Origin of the sequence: Rhodobacter xanthinilyticus (assembly GCF_001856665.1) — a bacterium.
Lineage (GTDB): Bacteria > Pseudomonadota > Alphaproteobacteria > Rhodobacterales > Rhodobacteraceae > Rhodobacter > Rhodobacter xanthinilyticus.
In genome coordinates, this window is sequence record NZ_CP017781.1 from 3,447,280 (window position 1) to 3,462,926 (window position 15,647).

Below are 15,647 nucleotides of genomic sequence, written 5' to 3' on the forward strand. Positions count from 1 at the left end.
CTTGATTTTTACAATGCAGGACACAGGATTACAGGAGGGAGACGGCTCTGGGAGGAGAACATGGAATTCCTGCCGAAAGATCTGGTCGCGGCGATGCGCGCGGCCCAAACGCGCGAAACGGGGCGCCGGTCGCGGCTGCGCGTCGTGGCGGGCGATGCGGTCTGGCCGGTGCTGCGGCGCTGGCGGGGCGGCTTTGCGCTCAACGCGGCGGAGGTGTCGCATCTGCGCGGGCTCGTCGAGCTGTATGAGGGCGGGCGCCATATCGCGACGGCGCTGATCGTCGCCTCGGAGATCGAAGGCGGCGAGCTGATCTGTTCGGTCAAGCGCGAAACCCTGGTGACCGACCGCGCGGCGCTCGATTTTGTCCGCGCGGCCAATGCGCCCGTGGGCTACCTGCCCCCGGCGTGATTACTGCAAATCGGCGAAGGCGCGGGCGAGCCGCGCCACCGCCTCCTCGACCCGCGCGCGCGGCGTCGCGAGGTTGAAACGCAGGAAGGTCTCGCCGCCAAGGCCGAAGCTCGCGCCATGATTCGCGGCGATCTTCGCCTCACCCTCGACCCGGGCGATGAACTCCGCAGGGGTCATCCCGGTGCCGGAAAAGTCGACCCAGGCGAGGTAGGTCGCCTCGAGCGGCATCGACGCGAGCCCCGGGATCGCATTCACCCCGGCGTCGAAAATCTTTCGATTTTCATCGAGATAGGCGTTGAGCGCATCAAGCCAGGCCGCCCCCTCCGGGCTATAGGCCGCCGTCGCCATGGCAAGGCCGAAGCTGTTCGGCGAAATGCCGAGCGCATTCATCTTCGCGGCGAATTTCGCGCGCAGTTCGGGGTCGGCGATGATCACATTGCCCGAATGGGCGCCGGCGATGTTGAAGGTCTTGGTCGTGGCCGTCATCATCACGACCGGCGTTTCGGGCAGCGCGACCGCGGCCGGGATATGGCTCTGCCCCGGCATCACCAGGTCATGATGGATCTCGTCGGAGACCAGCACGAGCCCGTGGCGCGCGGCAAATTCCGCCGTCGCGCGCAGCTCGGCCTCGGTCCAGACGCGCCCACCCGGGTTATGCGGCGAACACAGGATCAGCATCTTCGCCGAGCCGTCCATCTGCGCCTCCCAAGCGTCGAAATCCATCTCATACCGGCCATCGACCAGCGCGAGCGGACATTCCACGACCTTGCGCCCGGCCGCGCGAATCACCCGGGCGAACGCGTGGTAAACCGGCGTCATCAGCACCACCCCGTCGCCCGGAGCGGTGAAAGCCTCGACACAGATCGCCGTGCCGTTCACCAGCCCATGAGTGGTGAAAATCCACTCGGGCGCGACCTGCCAGCCGTGGCGCTCGGCCATCCACCATTGAATCGCCGCGTGATAGGCCGCGTTATCGCCCCAATATCCGAAAACCCCCTGCGCGAGCAGCGTCTCGATCGCCGCCGAAACGCAGGCCGGCGGGCGGAAATCCATATCCGCGACCCACATCGCGATGCCCTCGCGCGGGTCGACCCCGAAGAGCCCCTGCATCTCATCCCATTTCGCCGAATGGGTCCCGACGCGATCAATGATCTCATCGAAGTTCGGAGCGTGAGTCATTCCGGCAATCTCCTTGCGCGACACAATTCCATTCGAGATGGATATTTCAGATCATGGTTCCGGTAAATAGATCAAATGCGGGACAACCTCCCGTTTTGAATAGCTCAACTGGAACAACGTGCCTATCTTTGCCGAGCATTGCGCCGCCGGGCGCCTTCGCCTAAATCTCGACCATGACCATTCGCCCCATTCTGATCCATCCCGACCCGAGGCTCAAGAAGCTCTGCGACCCCGTTGCCCAAGTGGATGACGAGATCCGCAAGCTCGCCGATGACATGCTGGCCACGATGTATGACGCGCCCGGGGTCGGCCTCGCCGCGCCTCAGGTCGGCGTGCTCAAACGCGTCTTCGTGATGGATTGCGTCAAGGACAAGACCACCGCGCCCGAGCCGATGGTGCTGATCAACCCGGAGGTCACCTGGACCTCGGAGGAGAGCAACGTCTACGAGGAGGGGTGCCTCTCGATCCCCGACCAATATGCCGAGGTGACGCGGCCGAAAGAGGTGCGGATGCGCTGGCTCGGGCTCGACGGGCAGCTCCATGAGGAGCAGTTCGACGGGCTCTGGGCGACCTGCGCCCAGCACGAAAACGACCACCTCAACGGCAAGTTGTTCATCGACTACCTCGGGCCGCTGAAGCGCCAGATGATCACCCGCAAGATGGAAAAGCTCAAACGCGAGCGCGCGCGGGTGACCAAGGACGGCTTCATCGGATGACGCTGCGCAGCTATATTCCCTTTGAGGACAAGCGGTTGCACACCCCCGCCGACCCGGCCGAGGCGGTGACCGAGACGGTTCGGATGATCTGGGACGACATGATCGAGACGATGGATGCGATGCCGGGTGTCGGCCTCGCCGCGCCGCAGATCGGGATCATGATGCGCCTCGCGGTCGTCGATGCCTCGGAAAAGCGGGGGCAGGCGGTGCGGATGGCGAACCCCGAGATCCTGCATGCCTCCGGGCAGATGCGCAAACATGATGAGGCGAGCCCGAACCTGCCGGGGGTCTGGGCGACGATCGAGCGGCCGCGGGCGGTGACGGTGCGGTTTCTGAACGCGGATAATGTCTGGGAGGAGCGCGATTTCGTCGGGCTCTGGGCGACGTCGGTGCAGCACCAGATCGATCACCTCAACGGCAAGACCTATCTCGACCATCTTTCGCCGCTGCGCCGCAAGATGTTGATTCAAAAGTCGAAAAAGCTGCACAAGAGGTGAGGATGCGGGTCGTGTTCATGGGCACGCCGGACTTTTCGGTTCCGGTTCTCGAGACGCTTCATGCCGAGCACGAGATTGTCGCAGTCTATTCGCAGCCCCCCCGCCCCGCCGGGCGCGGCAAGAAGGAGCGCCCCTCGCCGGTGCATGCGCGCGCGCTGGAGCTCGGGCTCGCGGTCCGGACGCCGGTGAATTTCAAGCAGACCGAGACGCGCGAGGCTTTTGCCGCGCTGGGGGCCGATGTTGCGGTGGTGGTCGCCTATGGGCTGATCCTGCCGCAGGCGATTCTCGACGCCCCGCGGAAGGGGTGCCTGAACATTCATGCCTCGCTCCTGCCGCGCTGGCGGGGAGCGGCGCCGATCCATCGGGCGATCATGAGCGGCGATGCGGCGACAGGCGTGTGCATCATGCAGATGGAGGCCGGCCTCGACACCGGGCCCGTCTTGCTGCGCGAGGAGACGACGATCGGGGCGAGCGAAACCACGGGGGAGCTGCATGACCGGCTCTCGGCGATGGGGGCTCGGCTGATCGTGCAGGCCCTGGCGCGGATCGACGCGTTGACGCCGGAGGCTCAGCCCAGCGAGGGCGTCACCTATGCGCAAAAGATCGACAAAGCGGAGGCGCACGTCGATTGGACCGAGGCGGCGGAAGAGGTTTGTCGCAAAATCAATGGCCTGTCCCCATTCCCGGGCGCCTGGACCGAGATCGACGGCGAGCGGATCAAGCTCTTGCGGGCCGAAGTTCTGGACAGCGAAGGCGCTGCGGGAACGACGGCGGAGGCCTTCGTCGTCTATTGCGGGACGGGCGCGGTGCGCGTGCTCGAAGCCCAGCGCGAAGGCAAGCGCCCGATGCCAACGACAGAGCTCTTGAAAGGGCTCACCCTCCCCGCGTCTCTGATTTGAGAAAGGGGGCCTGAGCCTCTCAGGCGCCGCGGCCCATCCGGTCAGAGCAGAACCGAGAGAATGTTGGTCGAGGATCGGCCCGAATTCAGCAGCTGGAGCGCGATCGAGTTGGACGCGCTCGAATTCGAAACACTGACCTCGCTGCGCAGCAGGTAGGTCTTGAGAAGTTTGTCCATGGACGCGCTCTCGGTGAAGATCGCAGGATCTGTCGACCCGAACATCGCGTCTGTCTTTTGACGATAAATCTCGACTTGCTGATCAACGTCGAGCGCAGAGACGCTCTGCGGCAGGCCGAGGCCAACCCGGAAGACCTCGCTCATCGTGGGCGAGCCGATCACGGTATACCACTTGGTGGTCTCGCTGTTGGTCTTGGCGGCAAGCTCGGGGATCTCGCGTTGCGCCGTCATCACCATCCGCATCGTCGTATCGACATCGCCCACCGCGATCTCGAACTGACGGGTCTCGTAATTGGCGAGGATCTCGTCCGGAAAATCGCTCAGGACAGTGCGCGGCGTGTTGAAATCCCCAAAGCCGAATGCCTTGGAGAGCGCGAGATAGCGCTTGTCGGAGAGCTTGTTGGCCAATGCATCGCTGTCGAGAGTGCCCTCTTCAAGCACCTTCTGCACGAAATACTTGTTGTTGATATCGTCATCCAACCCGAAAGCGCCGAGGGCCACGGTGAGCAGCCTTCGGTCGCTGACGAGCTCTTTGGCGGTTTTGACCTCGCCGATCTTTTCTCTGAAATACTCTTCGTTCCTCTGGATTTCGGCAGAGGCGACAAAGGTCGCCTGCTGCTTCTCCATGGTCCGGCTCAGAAACTTCCAGCCGGCATAGCCCCCGAGCGGAACGACCGGCGTGTAGGTCATGACGGCCGCGCGGCGAGGAGCCGCTCCTCCCTGGGCAGGAGGCTGCGAAGCGCCTTGAGCGCCTGATAATGCTGGCCATCGAGGACCGCGGTCGTTGCCACGGTAAGCTGGGTCCGACTGTCGTTATCGGTCAGAACCTGGCTCAGCTGCTCGATTCCCCGCAGCAGCTGCATCTTGGCCTCATCGGCATCCGCATCGCCGGACAGCACCAGTTGCGCGATGTAGCAGACGCGTCGAACCGGGGTATTCACCTCTTCCGGATGGATCGCATCGCGCAGGCGCAGGATATGCGCATTGGGCGTCATGATGGCCAGGCGAGATCGCCTGTCGCCGTTTTCGATCACCGCGCCATTGATCAGGACGCGCTCCTTGGGGGCGAGTTTCAGGACAAGGCCGGTCATGCTTGGCCGCCTTCCTGACGCAGGCCGCGCATGATCGACGTATTGATATCGATCAGCACGTCAAGCTCGGCTTCTCCGGAGAGAACCTTGCGGCTATGCTGCTGCGTGAATTCGTTGAGATAGAAGAGGCGGGCGCGCAGCTGGGGGGGGAGGCCATTGTCCGGGGAGGCGACATCCACCGCGAGGGTCGTCCAGAGGCGGCGATTTTCGTAAAGGGCTCGGGCGAGAGCGCCAAAATCCACTTTTCCCCGTTCCTTCGCCTGTTTCAGGCGATGCGTGATCCGCGCAAAGAGCTCGTATTCGATGCCGCGCGGGGTGCGGGTGGCTTGAGCCGGGTTGCCATAGGCCGTTTTGGCCAGAGTCGTAGCGTTCACGGGAAATCCTTCCTGTGGCTGAATGCTTCAGTTCGCGGCTTTGCCGCGGGGGAGGGAGGCGCCCTTTGAGGCGCCTCCGGTCGTTATCAGCGGAACAGCGACAGGATGTTCTGCGGTTGCTGGTTGGCGATCGAAAGCGCCTGAATGCCCAGCTGCTGCTGCGTTTGCAGGGCCTGGAGACGCGCCGAGGCTTCCTCCATATCCGCATCGACCATCGAGCCAATCCCGGCCTTCATCGAGTCCGACAGGTTGGTGATGAAGGACGACTGGGTCTCGATCCGGCCCGCCACCGAACCGAAGGAGGCGGCGGCTTCCGTCGCGGTCTGGATCATGGTCTCGATATTGTCGAGAGCCGCTTCCGCGCCGGCATCGGTGGTCACATCGATGTTGTCGAGACCGAACAGGCCGCCCGAAGCCGTGCCGCCCGTGGTGACGTTCAGACCAAGGGTCCGACCGCCGGTTGCATCATCGATCGCAAGCGACCAGACACCGCTGTCCGAATCGTACTGCACTTGGGTCGTCACGCCCTCGGGGGCGTTCGAGTCGATGGCGGTCTTGAGGCCTTTGGCCACATCTTCCATCGATTCGCCCTTGCCGGCGATGTAGTTGAACGACTGTCCGGCAACGGTGGCCTTGAAGGTCATGCCTTCATCGACCGCCGCGGTGGCGGAGAAGTCGATCGTTTCGGCGCGTTGCGCGATCGTGCCCGAGGTTGCCGTCAGGCCGGTTTCGCCGTTCAGTTCTTCGATGTTCATCGTGCCGCCGGAGGCCGGCTGCGCGATCGACAGCTCCATATCGCTGAACGCATTGGTGTTCGCGATCACCAGCTCGCCCGCGTTCGTGCCGGCAGAGGCCGTGACGCCTTCGATCCCGAGGGCGTTGATCTGGCCCATCAGGTTGTCGCGAATCGCGTCGTCGTCATCGCCGCCCGTCACATCCGCGGTGTAGGAGATCGTATTCCCGCCGAGGTTGATCGTGTAGACATTGCCATCCGCCGCGGTGCCCGCGAACTGGATTTGCGCCTTGGAGCCGGTCGCCGCGGAGGTCGCGGTAACCGTGGCGCCGGCCGCGTCGGTGATCGTGCCAAGATCAGCCGTGGTCATGCCCGAGAGCGCGGTCGTGCCCGCAACACCGGCCGAGGTCGTCAGATCCTGACGCGCGACGGTGATGTGCGAGGCGCTGACATTGCCGTTCGACTGACGGTCAAGCGACGACAGGATGGTGATGTCATCGGTGCCTTCGACGAGATTGAGGCCGTTGAACTGCGCGGCGCCGACGACCGACTTGATCTGATCGCGCAGAGCGACGATGTCGTTCTGGATCTTTTCGCGGTCGACGTTCGATTCCTGCGCGGCAACGATCTTGCCCTTCATATCGGTCAGCAGGCCGGTGATCGTTTCGGAGGCGTTCTGGGCGACGGCAACCGTCGAATCGCCCAGGGCGAGGCTGTCGGAAATCCCTTCAAAGCCCTTCACGTCCGATTCCATCACTTTCGAGATGGCCCAGACGGCCGCGTTGTCTTTCGCGGTGGCGACCGATTTACCGGTCGAGATTTCAGATTGCGTGGTCGAGAGGTTCGAGTTGATGCCTTTGAGCGTCTGCAGCGCAACCATTGCGCCGGTGTTGGTAAGAATGCTCGACATGTCAGGTCCTTCACAGAAACGGCGCTTTGCGCCGGGTTTCACATACCGCCCTTGGAGCGGCGCTCGTGGTTTTCTGACCGATGCGGACCCGGGCCTTGCCCTTCCGCGCCATCCATCAAGATGCCTGCTGAGATGACCACAGAAGAGCTAACAGAAAGCTAAGGCCGGCTCTGAGGCCGGCCCTGTATCGTTCGAAATTTAGAAGATTGGTTTACGCGCGGCGTTCGAGCGAGCCAGTGCCATCCGGTCGGATCGTCCGGGCCCGCCCCTGAGGGTCATAGCTGTTGAGCGCCTTCGAGGCGTCGCGGATCATCTGCAAGCGGCGCTGTGCGGCCCGCACGCCTTTGAGCGCGGCATTCAGGATCCGCTGATTCTCTTCGGCCATGGCGCGAATCCGCTCCAGCCCGGTCACCGGCGCCCCGACCAGGTCGCGCAGCAGCGATTCCTTGCGCTCGGCCAGCGCGTTGAGCGCCCCGAAATCGCCGGAGCGGATCATCTCGCGTTCCAGCCGCAGCATGTCGACCAGATCATCCAGCAAGGTCTCAGCCATGAGTCGCTCCTTTCTGAAGCGCATTGAAAATCGTTTCGGCAAGCCCGATTCCGCCCGCGCGCGCCATCTGCTTGGCCTGCTCCTGCACGAGGAACGAGGAAAACTGCTCCTCCCCGACGCCCCCGCCGAACATGTCCGAGCTCTTGCCAAGCCCCGCGCAGGTCAGCATTTCCGCCAGAAAACTCGCCTCGAGATCCATCGCGGCCGCGCGCATCTGCGCCTCATCCCCGGGCGGGCCCGTGCGCGGCGTCGCGGGGGGCTGGGTCGGCCGGACCTCGATCATGGACGTTCTCCATTTCACCTCATTTTCCGCGATATTGGCATGAGGTGGTAAAGAAGCAGTAACTTCCTTCTGCCAAGCTGGTCAGGTCACAGGCAGAAGTCGTGAGGACCATGAACCTCCAGGGTTTACTAGATTTTGCGTCGGCAAAGGCGCCGCGAGCCACCCCGACCGGGGGGGGCGAGTCGGCGGTTCCGGTCGAGGACGGCGGGTTTGAGTTCGTCTGGTCGGGGGAGAAACAGCCCGCGCCAACGCCGGCCCAATCGCCGGCGACCGATCCGGCCGCGCTGCGCGAGGCCGCTGGGCTGCAGATTTTGATGATCCTCACTCAGGCGACCGAGTCGCCGCCGGAAACGGCCCTCGCGCCGGATGCCGAACTCCTGACCGAAGGGCCGCCCAAGGACGCCGCGCCTGCGGCCGAGGCTCCGCCCTCCGTCGATCCTCCCGCACCGGATCCCGGCCAGCTGGGGGCGGTCGCGGCTCCGCAGCTCGTGGTCGAAACGCGCGCGCGCCCGGCGACGTGCGAAACAGATGATGTGCAACCGACGCCCGCCGCACCGAATGCGCCCGCGCGCGAAAAGACGTCTCCTGCGCCGCAGGGGCCGACAGCAGAGGCCCCGGTGGCCAGCGCGCCGGTGCCGCAGCAGCCCCCTCTCGCCGCGGCTCCGGCGGAGTCTCCCATGGCGCGCCCAACGACCGCCTCCCCCGCCGCGCCGAGCGAGGCCGGCAGCCCAAGTCGATCGGCCTCGGCCGCGCCTGCACCCAGCGCAGAGGCACCGCAGGGTCTCCCCACGCCGATCGCGGAGCCCGGCGCCGCACCGCCCACCCCGCCCTCGGCGGCGGCCAAACCGCCGCAAGAGAAGCCCGATCCCGCGGCTCAGCCGGGCGAGCTTGGCGCCAGACGCGAGGCTCCGCCGACGCCTCACCCGGCGCAACGGGCCGAGACCGCACCGGAGCAGCCAATCACCTCCGAGGCACCGCGGCCCGCCAAAGCCGCGCCGGCAAGCATGACGCCCCAGCCACAACCGCTCGCCGCTCAGCCGAGCCCCCCGCCCCCCGCCACCGCCGGCGAAGCGCCCGTGGCGCCGCAACTCGGCGATGGCTCACCCGTGCAGATACGTGTCCTGCCGACCGCAACGCCAACCGTCGCCCCCGCGGCGCAAAGCGCCCCCCGTGCCGCACCGGACGAGCTCTCTCCCCGCTTCGCCCCTGCTCCGCTGAGCGGTTGGCCCGAGGTCGCGACCCGTGAGGCGGACGCGACAATTCCGTCTGATCAGCCGCCCGAGCCAACCCCGGCGCGCGCCGAGCCGGGCGCAGCGCGCATCGAAGCACCCGCCCCGCCGCCGCTGGCCGCGGGTCAGGGCGGCACAGCGGAGAGCCCGACGCCCCCGGCAGATGATCCCGCGCGCGCCGAAGACCCCGCCGCCGCGCCCGAAGCGCCGCAACCGCCCGAGGCCGCAGAACCCACCGCCGCGACCACCCCCATGCCGCGCCCCGAGCCCGAAACGCCCGAGCAAACCGCGCGCGCGGCGCAAGGCGACACGCCGCCCCCTGTCGACAAACATCGGCCGAGCGAACCCGAGGACGATGAGCGACAGCCGACGCACGAACCGGTCGCAGCAACCTCACCCGAGGCTCGGGCAGAGCCGTTGACGCGATCGCTGGCGAGCGAGGTGAAAGTTGTCACCGACGGGGGGCAAGACCCTGCGGTGCAACGTGTCGACCAGCCTCCCCCCGCAGATCAGGCCACGCGCGCAACCGCCCGACCGGAGATGATCGACCGCACGCCTGCGGCCCAGGCAAGCCATGTCAGCCATCAGATCGCCTCGGCCGTGCGCGGCCACCGTGAGGGCAATGTCGAGATTTCGCTTTCTCCAGAAGAGCTTGGCAAGGTCCGCATGACCTTGCACCCGCATGACACCGGGATGCGCGTCGTCGTGCAGGCCGAGCGGATGGAGACGCTCGACCTGATGCGGCGCCACATCGAAAGCCTGGAACGCGATTTCCGCGAGATCGGCTACGCGGATGTCAGCTTCACCTTCAGCGACCACCCCCGCCAACAGGCCGATGCGTCCCCCTTCCCGCCAGAGCCTTCGAGCGAAGACTTCTCCCCCACCCCCGCGACCCCCGTCGCAGCCGAACCCCGCAGAGCCGCTCCGACCAGCTCCGGCGGCCTCGATCTGCGCATCTGATGGAGGCATAGATGACCACCGTGACGTCCGCAAATTCGGCAACCCCGGCCGCAAGCAACAGCGCCAGTTCGAGCTCGAACTCCGCGGCCGCCTCGGGCCTGAGCTCGGATTTCCAGACCTTCCTGACCATGCTGACCGCACAGATGCAGAACCAGGATCCGCTCAACCCGATCGACAGTTCGGATTACGCCGTCCAGCTCGCGACCTTTTCGGGCGTCGAGCAACAGGTGAAAACCAATGATCTGCTGGAATCTCTGGCGACGCAGCTCGGTGTGATGGGCATGTCCCAGCTCGCCGGATGGGTGGGCATGGAGGCCCGCGTTCCGGCGGCCGGCTATTATGACGGCGATCCGATCACCCTCGCGCCGAACCCGGTGCAGGGCGCCGATCAGACGGTTCTCGTCGCCTATGACGCCGCCGAGAACGAGGTCTGGCGCGGCACGGTCCCGGTCTCCACCGACCCTTACGACTGGACGGGCCTTGACAGCAGCGGCACCCCGCTGCCCACGGGGCTCTATGATTTCAAACTCGAAAGCTACAACAACGGCACCCTGCTTTCGAGCGATCAGGTCGAGGTCTATAGCCGGATCGTCGAGGCGCAGGGCACCGCGAGCGGCACGGTGCTCGTCTTGCAAGGCGGCGTCACCGTCGGCACAACCGACATCACCGCCCTGCGCGAACCCGCCTGACCCTCAGAGCGCGGTCCCGATCGCCACGCCAAGCCCGAGCAGTAGCGCGCCGAGGAGAACGAACATCCGCGCCGCGGGCCGGCTCGGCGCCGCCGCCTCGGGGGCGGGCGCGGTGCGCCGCTCGATCGCCTCGCGCAAGAGTTCAGGCAGCCGCGGCCCGAAATGGCCCAGCGTCTGAACCGTGCGCACCAGATCCCGCACCACCGACCGCGGCCCGAGATTTTCGCGGATGTATTTCTCCACGACCGGCCGCGCCGCCTCCCACATGTTGATCGCCGGGTTGAGCGAGCGCGCCACCCCCTCGACCACCACCATGGTCCGTTGCAGCAAGATCAGCTCGGTCCGCGTTTGCATCCCGAATTTCTCTGTAACCTCAAAGAGATAAGCCAAGAGCCGCGCCATCGAGATATGCGTCGCATCCATCCCGAAGATCGGCTCGCCCACCGCCCGCAGCGCCAGCGCAAATTCATTCACATCCCGATCCGCCGGCACATAACCCGCCTCGAAATGCACCTCCGCCACGCGATGATAATCGCGCCGGATGAAGCCCATCAGGATCTCCGCATAAACCCGGCGGGTATATTCGTCGATCTGCCCCATGATCCCGAAATCATAGGCGATGATATCGCCATTCGCCGCGACCTTGAGGTTGCCGTGGTGCATGTCGGCGTGGAAATAACCGTCGCGCAGCGCATGGCTGAGGAAGAGCTGCAACACCCGCTCCGAAAGCGCGACCGGGTCGATCCCCGCGGCGCGGATCGCCGCCGGGTCGCCCATCGGCAGCCCCTCGGCCCAATCCATCACCATCACCGTCCGGCCGGAAAATTCCCAAGCCGGACGCGGCACGGTAAACCCGGCGTCCTGCGCGGTGTTCGCGGCGAATTGCGAGGCCGCAGCGGCCTCACGGCGCAGATCGAGCTCGCCCAGAACCACGCCCTCGAAATGCCGCACCACATCATTGGGCCGCAGCCGCCGCGAGGCGGGCGAGAGCCGCTCGATCATGCCCGCGGCGAAATGGAACGCATCGAGATCGCGCCGGAAGGCCCGCTCGATCCCCGGCCGCAGCACCTTCACCGCGACCTTGGCGCCGGTATCGGCGCGCCGCGCCTGGTGAACCTGCGCGATCGACGCGGCCGCGACGGGCTCGGAAAACTCGCTGAACAGCGCATCGACCGGCCGGCCGAGCTCCGCCTCGATCGTCTGTTTCGCGACCTCGATCGGGAAGGGCGGCAGCTTGTCTTGCAAGACGCGCAGCTGATCGGCGAGCTCGGGGCCCACCACATCGGGCCGCGTCGAGAGCACCTGACCGAACTTGATATAGGCCGGCCCGAGCGCGGTGATCGCCCGCGTCACCGGCGGCAGAGCCGGGTCGCCCTTGTAGCCGAGCCATTTGAACGGCCAGCCCATCACCCGCGCCACCAGCCGCAGCCGCGGCGGCGCATCGAGCGCCTCGAGCGCGGCGCCCATCGCGCCGGTGCGCTCGAAAGTTGCGCCGGTGCGGATCAGCCGCCAGATATTGTGGGGCCCGCGCATCTCAGATCTTCCAACCCGAATGCAGCGCCGCGATCCCCATCGACAGGTTGCGATATTTCACCTGCTCGAACCCGGCCTCGCGGATCATCGAGGCAAAGAGCTCCTGATTGGGGAATTTACGGATCGACTCCACAAGATATTGATAGCTGTCGCGGTCATTCGCCACGATCTGGCCCATCACCGGGATCACATTGAACGAATAGGCGTCATAGGCCGCCTGCATCAGATCATTCGGGATCTGGTTGAATTCGAGCACCATCAGCCGCCCGCCGGGCTTGAGCACCCGATAGGCCTCGCGCAGCGCATCGCCGATCCGCGTCACATTCCGGATCCCGAAGGAGATCGTGTAGACATCGAAGGTATTGGCCTCGAAGGGCAGCGCCATCGCATCGCCCACGACCCAGCTCAGCCGCTCCGACATATCCTCGGCCTCGGCGCGCTTCTGCCCCTCGATCAGCATCGATTCGGTCATGTCGCAGACGGTCGCGATGCTGCCCGGCGCGCGATTGAGGAAGCGGAACGCCACGTCGCCCGTGCCCCCCGCCACGTCGAGAAGCCGTTGCCCCGGCCGCGGCGCGAGCCAATCCATCATCGCATCCTTCCAGATCCGGTGGATGCCGAGGCTCATCAGATCGTTCATGATGTCGTATTTCGAGGCCACCCGCGAGAAGACGCCATGGACGAGCCCGGCCTTTTCGCCCTCCTCCACTGTCTTGAAACCGAAATGCGTGGTCTTGGTCTGATCCGTGCTCATGCGCTCTTGCCGATCTGAAATTGTCCCCCTTCTTATAGGGGCCCGCGCGGCCAAGACAATGCGACAGGAGCACCGAATGCCCGAACTTCCCGAGGTCGAGACCGTCCGAGAGGGGCTTTTGCCCGCGATGGAGGGCCGGGTGATCGCGCGCGCAGAGGTCAACCGCCCCGATCTGCGCTGGCCCCTGCCCGAGCGGATGGCCGAGCGGATCACCGGCGCGCGGGTCGAGCGGCTGCGGCGGCGCTCGAAATATATCCTCGCCGATCTCGACACCGGCGAGAGCCTGCTGATCCATCTCGGCATGTCGGGGCGGATGCTGGTTTCGGGCGTCATGCTGGGCGGGTTCCACCTCGACCACCCCGCCCCGCAAAAGCACGACCACGTCGTTTTGCAGATGGAGGGCGGCGCGCGCGTGACCTTCAACGACGCCCGCCGCTTTGGCGCGATGGATCTCGTGCGCACCGATCGCGAGGCGGCGCATTGGCTCCTCGCGGGGCTCGGCCCCGAGCCTTTTGGCAATGAATTCAACGAGGAATACCTGCTCGAGCGGCTCAAGGGCCGCACGATGCCGATCAAATCGGCGCTCCTGGATCAACGCATCCTTGCCGGGCTCGGCAATATCTATGTCTCCGAAGTGCTCTTCCGCGCCGGCATCGACCCGCGCCGTGCCGCGGGCAAGATCGCCGCGAAACGCCTCGCCGGCCTCGTGCCGATCATCCGCGAGGTGCTCGCCGAGGCGATCGCGGCGGGGGGCTCGTCGCTGCGCGATCATCGTCAGGCCGATGGCGAACTTGGCTATTTCCAGCACAGTTTCCGCGTCTATGACCGCGAGGGCGAGCCCTGCGCCACCTGCGCCACCCCGATCCGGCGGATCGTGCAATCCTCCCGTTCGAGCTTTTTCTGCCCCGCCTGTCAACGCTGAACCCGACCGGAAATTCTGCGTCTGCGAAGTCAGGCTTGATAAACTGCGCGGTCCTGATAGGACTCCTGCTGACCAAGAAGGAAAGGCAACGCCACATGGCCTACCAGACCCTGATCGTCGAGATCGAGGACTACGTCGCTCTGATCCGGCTCAATCGCCCCGAAGCCCTGAACGCCCTGAACTCGGCCCTGCTCGCCGAGCTCGGCGATGCGCTCAAGGCCGCCGACGCCAACGAGAAGGTGCGCTGCATCGTCATCACCGGCTCCGAGAAAGCCTTCGCTGCCGGCGCCGACATCAAGGAGATGTCGGACAAGTCGTTCGTCGAGATGTATACGCAGAGCTTCTTCTCCGCCGAGACCGAGACCATCCTCGCGACCCGCAAGCCGATCATCGCGGCGGTGGCGGGCTATGCGCTCGGCGGCGGCTGCGAGCTGGCCATGATGTGCGATTTCATCATCGCCGGCGACAACGCCAAATTCGGCCAGCCCGAGATCAACCTCGGCGTGATCGCCGGCATGGGCGGCACCCAGCGCCTGACCCGCTTCGTCGGCAAGTCGAAGTCGATGGACATGCATCTGACCGGCCGCTTCATGGACGCCGCCGAAGCCGAGCGCTCGGGCCTTGTCAGCCGCGTCGTGCCGGCCGCGAAGCTCGTGCAGGAGGCGATGGCCGCCGCGCAGAAGATCGCCGCGAAATCGCAAGTCAGCGTGATGGCCGCGAAAGAGGCGGTCAACGTCGCCTATGAAACCACCCTCGCCGAAGGCGTGCGCTTCGAGCGGCGCACCTTCTATGCGCTCTTCGCGACCGAGGACCAGAAAGAGGGCATGGCCGCCTTCCTCGAGAAGCGCGAGCCGCAATTCCGCGACAAATAAGGCCGAAAAGGCCTTCCCCTCCGGGTGATTTTGGCGTAAAGGCAGCGCTTACATGCGCGTGGAGCCCGCTCAGGCTAGAATCATCCGGTTCGCTGGGACGACCGGGCTTTGTTGCGCAATCGATATTGTAACAGACCCGGAAAGTCGGAACACACATGGCCAATACGCCCCAGTCCAAGAAGCGCGCCCGCCAGAACGAGCGTCGCAATGATGTCAACAAAGCGCGTCGTTCGCGGATCCGCACCTTCGTTCGCAAAGTCGAAGAAGCGATCGCTTCGGGCGATGCCGATGCGGCGAAACTCGCCCTGCAAGCGGCTCAGCCGGAGCTGGCGCGCGGCGTGACCAAGGGCGTGCTGCACAAGAACACCGTGTCGCGCAAGATCTCGCGTCTTGCCGCCCGCGTGAAGGCTCTGCAAGCCTGATAACGGCTTGGAAAACAAGCTGTTTCCAGAAGGCGCCCCGCCCGGGCGCCTTTTTGTTTTTCTCAGATAAATCAATGAATTGTCTGGCGGTGTTGCAGCTTTGACGCCGCTTTGAGATTCGCTTGAGGGAATCTCGCGTCAAGCGCGAAGTTCGGTTGCACCCATCCCTCCCCCCTTGCTAGCGTCTCCATGCGATTCACGTCGCCTTGGGGGACATGACGCGTCTTTCTCTGGCCGCAGCAGGCGTAAAGTCTGCCACGACAAGGAAAAAAGCCGGGACTGCCGGCCTCGGAAGATGCGTATCCGATTCTCGAGGGTGTTGCGCCCTCAGCTTCGGCAGGTGATGCCTAGCCCGGCTTGCCGGAAGGGTATCCTATTGTCCGTGGAGTGCTGGCCGTTAACGGCCCAGCAATCCGGGTGGCGTGTTCGTGCTGACAGTGTGTGTTTGAA

General features: G+C 65.2%; 18 protein-coding genes. 9 read left to right on the top strand and 9 right to left on the bottom strand.

Annotated elements, in window-relative coordinates; genetic code table 11:
- Positions 1–60: 60 nt before the first annotated feature.
- Entirely contained in the window at positions 61–408 is a 348-nt protein-coding gene (locus tag LPB142_RS16700) for a hypothetical protein (RefSeq protein WP_068765559.1), read from the top strand.
- Here the strand turns inward: LPB142_RS16700 and LPB142_RS16705 are convergent, their stop codons facing one another.
- The gene (locus tag LPB142_RS16705; RefSeq protein ID WP_071167054.1) at positions 409–1,587 is read right to left on the bottom strand and encodes a MalY/PatB family protein; all 1,179 of its coding nucleotides are present in this window, start codon (positions 1,585–1,587) and stop codon (positions 409–411) included.
- Positions 1,588–1,760: 173 nt separating this feature from the next.
- On the opposite strand from LPB142_RS16705, the gene def (LPB142_RS16710) reads away from it, so the two are divergent.
- The 3 genes from def (LPB142_RS16710) to fmt are packed head-to-tail and all read left to right on the top strand — an operon-like array spanning position 1,761 to position 3,699.
- Positions 1,761–2,303 (top strand): peptide deformylase, encoded by a 543-nt coding sequence (gene def, locus LPB142_RS16710; protein ID WP_068765561.1) that lies wholly within the window; start codon positions 1,761–1,763, stop codon positions 2,301–2,303.
- A complete protein-coding gene (def, locus tag LPB142_RS16715) occupies positions 2,300–2,800 on the top strand; it encodes a peptide deformylase (protein ID WP_071167055.1) in 501 nt (166 codons plus the stop codon). The genes def (LPB142_RS16710) and def (LPB142_RS16715) overlap by 4 nt, the downstream gene beginning before the upstream one ends.
- A gap of 2 nt (positions 2,801–2,802) precedes the next feature.
- On the top strand, positions 2,803–3,699 hold the full coding sequence (fmt, locus tag LPB142_RS16720; RefSeq protein ID WP_071167056.1) for a methionyl-tRNA formyltransferase: 897 nt from the start codon (positions 2,803–2,805) through the stop codon (positions 3,697–3,699).
- 41 nt (positions 3,700–3,740) lie between these two features.
- Here the strand turns inward: fmt and LPB142_RS16725 are convergent, their stop codons facing one another.
- The 6 genes from LPB142_RS16725 to LPB142_RS16750 form a co-directional block, all read right to left on the bottom strand.
- A complete protein-coding gene (locus LPB142_RS16725) occupies positions 3,741–4,565 on the bottom strand; it encodes a DUF1217 domain-containing protein (protein WP_068765564.1) in 825 nt (274 codons plus the stop codon).
- Positions 4,562–4,966: a flagellar biosynthesis repressor FlbT gene (gene flbT, locus LPB142_RS16730; protein ID WP_068765565.1), complete on the bottom strand. Its 405-nt coding sequence runs from the start codon at positions 4,964–4,966 to the stop codon at positions 4,562–4,564. Before flbT ends, LPB142_RS16725 begins: the two co-directional genes overlap by 4 nt.
- A complete protein-coding gene (gene flaF, locus LPB142_RS16735) occupies positions 4,963–5,340 on the bottom strand; it encodes a flagellar biosynthesis regulator FlaF (protein WP_068765566.1) in 378 nt (125 codons plus the stop codon). Before flaF ends, flbT begins: the two co-directional genes overlap by 4 nt.
- Positions 5,341–5,426: 86 nt before the next feature.
- Positions 5,427–6,983, bottom strand: coding sequence for a flagellin N-terminal helical domain-containing protein (locus LPB142_RS16740; protein ID WP_071167057.1), 1,557 nt, complete (start codon positions 6,981–6,983; stop codon positions 5,427–5,429).
- A 211-nt stretch (positions 6,984–7,194) separates the two neighbouring features.
- Positions 7,195–7,533, bottom strand: coding sequence for a hypothetical protein (locus LPB142_RS16745; protein WP_068765568.1), 339 nt, complete (start codon positions 7,531–7,533; stop codon positions 7,195–7,197).
- Positions 7,526–7,816 carry a rod-binding protein gene (locus tag LPB142_RS16750; protein WP_083392731.1) on the bottom strand — a complete coding sequence of 97 codons (291 nt, stop codon included), beginning with the start codon at positions 7,814–7,816 and terminating at the stop codon, positions 7,526–7,528. The genes LPB142_RS16745 and LPB142_RS16750 overlap by 8 nt, the downstream gene beginning before the upstream one ends.
- A 110-nt stretch (positions 7,817–7,926) precedes the next feature.
- On the opposite strand from LPB142_RS16750, the gene LPB142_RS18640 reads away from it, so the two are divergent.
- Both LPB142_RS18640 and LPB142_RS16760 read left to right on the top strand, forming a co-directional pair.
- Positions 7,927–10,005, top strand: coding sequence for a flagellar hook-length control protein FliK (locus LPB142_RS18640; RefSeq protein WP_156894416.1), 2,079 nt, complete (start codon positions 7,927–7,929; stop codon positions 10,003–10,005).
- An 11-nt stretch (positions 10,006–10,016) separates the two neighbouring features.
- Positions 10,017–10,694: a flagellar hook capping FlgD N-terminal domain-containing protein gene (locus tag LPB142_RS16760; protein WP_068765571.1), complete on the top strand. Its 678-nt coding sequence runs from the start codon at positions 10,017–10,019 to the stop codon at positions 10,692–10,694.
- A 3-nt stretch (positions 10,695–10,697) separates the two neighbouring features.
- Here LPB142_RS16760 and ubiB read toward each other — a convergent pair whose 3' ends face one another.
- Positions 10,698–12,227, bottom strand: coding sequence for a 2-polyprenylphenol 6-hydroxylase (gene ubiB, locus LPB142_RS16765; protein WP_068765572.1), 1,530 nt, complete (start codon positions 12,225–12,227; stop codon positions 10,698–10,700).
- A gap of 1 nt (position 12,228) precedes the next feature.
- Complete coding sequence (gene ubiE, locus LPB142_RS16770) at positions 12,229–12,981, bottom strand: bifunctional demethylmenaquinone methyltransferase/2-methoxy-6-polyprenyl-1,4-benzoquinol methylase UbiE (RefSeq protein ID WP_068765573.1); 753 nt, start codon at positions 12,979–12,981, stop codon at positions 12,229–12,231.
- A 76-nt stretch (positions 12,982–13,057) separates the two neighbouring features.
- Here ubiE and mutM point away from each other — a divergent pair, with 76 nt between their 5' ends.
- The 3 genes from mutM to rpsT all read left to right on the top strand — a co-directional run bounded on the left by mutM (position 13,058) and on the right by rpsT (position 15,197).
- Entirely contained in the window at positions 13,058–13,903 is an 846-nt protein-coding gene (gene mutM / locus LPB142_RS16775) for a bifunctional DNA-formamidopyrimidine glycosylase/DNA-(apurinic or apyrimidinic site) lyase (protein ID WP_071167059.1), read from the top strand.
- 95 nt (positions 13,904–13,998) lie between these two features.
- Positions 13,999–14,775, top strand: a complete 777-nt coding sequence (locus LPB142_RS16780) for an enoyl-CoA hydratase (RefSeq protein WP_068765575.1) — start codon at positions 13,999–14,001, stop codon at positions 14,773–14,775.
- Positions 14,776–14,930: 155 nt separating this feature from the next.
- Positions 14,931–15,197, top strand: a complete 267-nt coding sequence (gene rpsT / locus LPB142_RS16785) for a 30S ribosomal protein S20 (protein WP_068765576.1) — start codon at positions 14,931–14,933, stop codon at positions 15,195–15,197.
- Positions 15,198–15,647 lie beyond the last annotated feature (450 nt).

Coding starts and splice junctions, on each gene's coding strand:
- LPB142_RS16700 (WP_068765559.1), top strand. CDS start 61: ATGGAATTCCTGCCGAAAGATCTGGTCGCGGCGATGCGCGCGGCCCAA.
- LPB142_RS16705 (WP_071167054.1), bottom strand. CDS start 1,587: ATGACTCACGCTCCGAACTTCGATGAGATCATTGATCGCGTCGGGACC.
- def (WP_068765561.1), top strand. CDS start 1,761: ATGACCATTCGCCCCATTCTGATCCATCCCGACCCGAGGCTCAAGAAG.
- def (WP_071167055.1), top strand. CDS start 2,300: ATGACGCTGCGCAGCTATATTCCCTTTGAGGACAAGCGGTTGCACACC.
- fmt (WP_071167056.1), top strand. CDS start 2,803: ATGCGGGTCGTGTTCATGGGCACGCCGGACTTTTCGGTTCCGGTTCTC.
- LPB142_RS16725 (WP_068765564.1), bottom strand. CDS start 4,565: ATGACCTACACGCCGGTCGTTCCGCTCGGGGGCTATGCCGGCTGGAAG.
- flbT (WP_068765565.1), bottom strand. CDS start 4,966: ATGACCGGCCTTGTCCTGAAACTCGCCCCCAAGGAGCGCGTCCTGATC.
- LPB142_RS16740 (WP_071167057.1), bottom strand. CDS start 6,983: ATGTCGAGCATTCTTACCAACACCGGCGCAATGGTTGCGCTGCAGACG.
- LPB142_RS16745 (WP_068765568.1), bottom strand. CDS start 7,533: ATGGCTGAGACCTTGCTGGATGATCTGGTCGACATGCTGCGGCTGGAA.
- LPB142_RS16750 (WP_083392731.1), bottom strand. CDS start 7,816: ATGATCGAGGTCCGGCCGACCCAGCCCCCCGCGACGCCGCGCACGGGC.
- LPB142_RS18640 (WP_156894416.1), top strand. CDS start 7,927: ATGAACCTCCAGGGTTTACTAGATTTTGCGTCGGCAAAGGCGCCGCGA.
- LPB142_RS16760 (WP_068765571.1), top strand. CDS start 10,017: ATGACCACCGTGACGTCCGCAAATTCGGCAACCCCGGCCGCAAGCAAC.
- ubiB (WP_068765572.1), bottom strand. CDS start 12,227: ATGCGCGGGCCCCACAATATCTGGCGGCTGATCCGCACCGGCGCAACT.
- ubiE (WP_068765573.1), bottom strand. CDS start 12,981: ATGAGCACGGATCAGACCAAGACCACGCATTTCGGTTTCAAGACAGTG.
- mutM (WP_071167059.1), top strand. CDS start 13,058: ATGCCCGAACTTCCCGAGGTCGAGACCGTCCGAGAGGGGCTTTTGCCC.
- LPB142_RS16780 (WP_068765575.1), top strand. CDS start 13,999: ATGGCCTACCAGACCCTGATCGTCGAGATCGAGGACTACGTCGCTCTG.
- rpsT (WP_068765576.1), top strand. CDS start 14,931: ATGGCCAATACGCCCCAGTCCAAGAAGCGCGCCCGCCAGAACGAGCGT.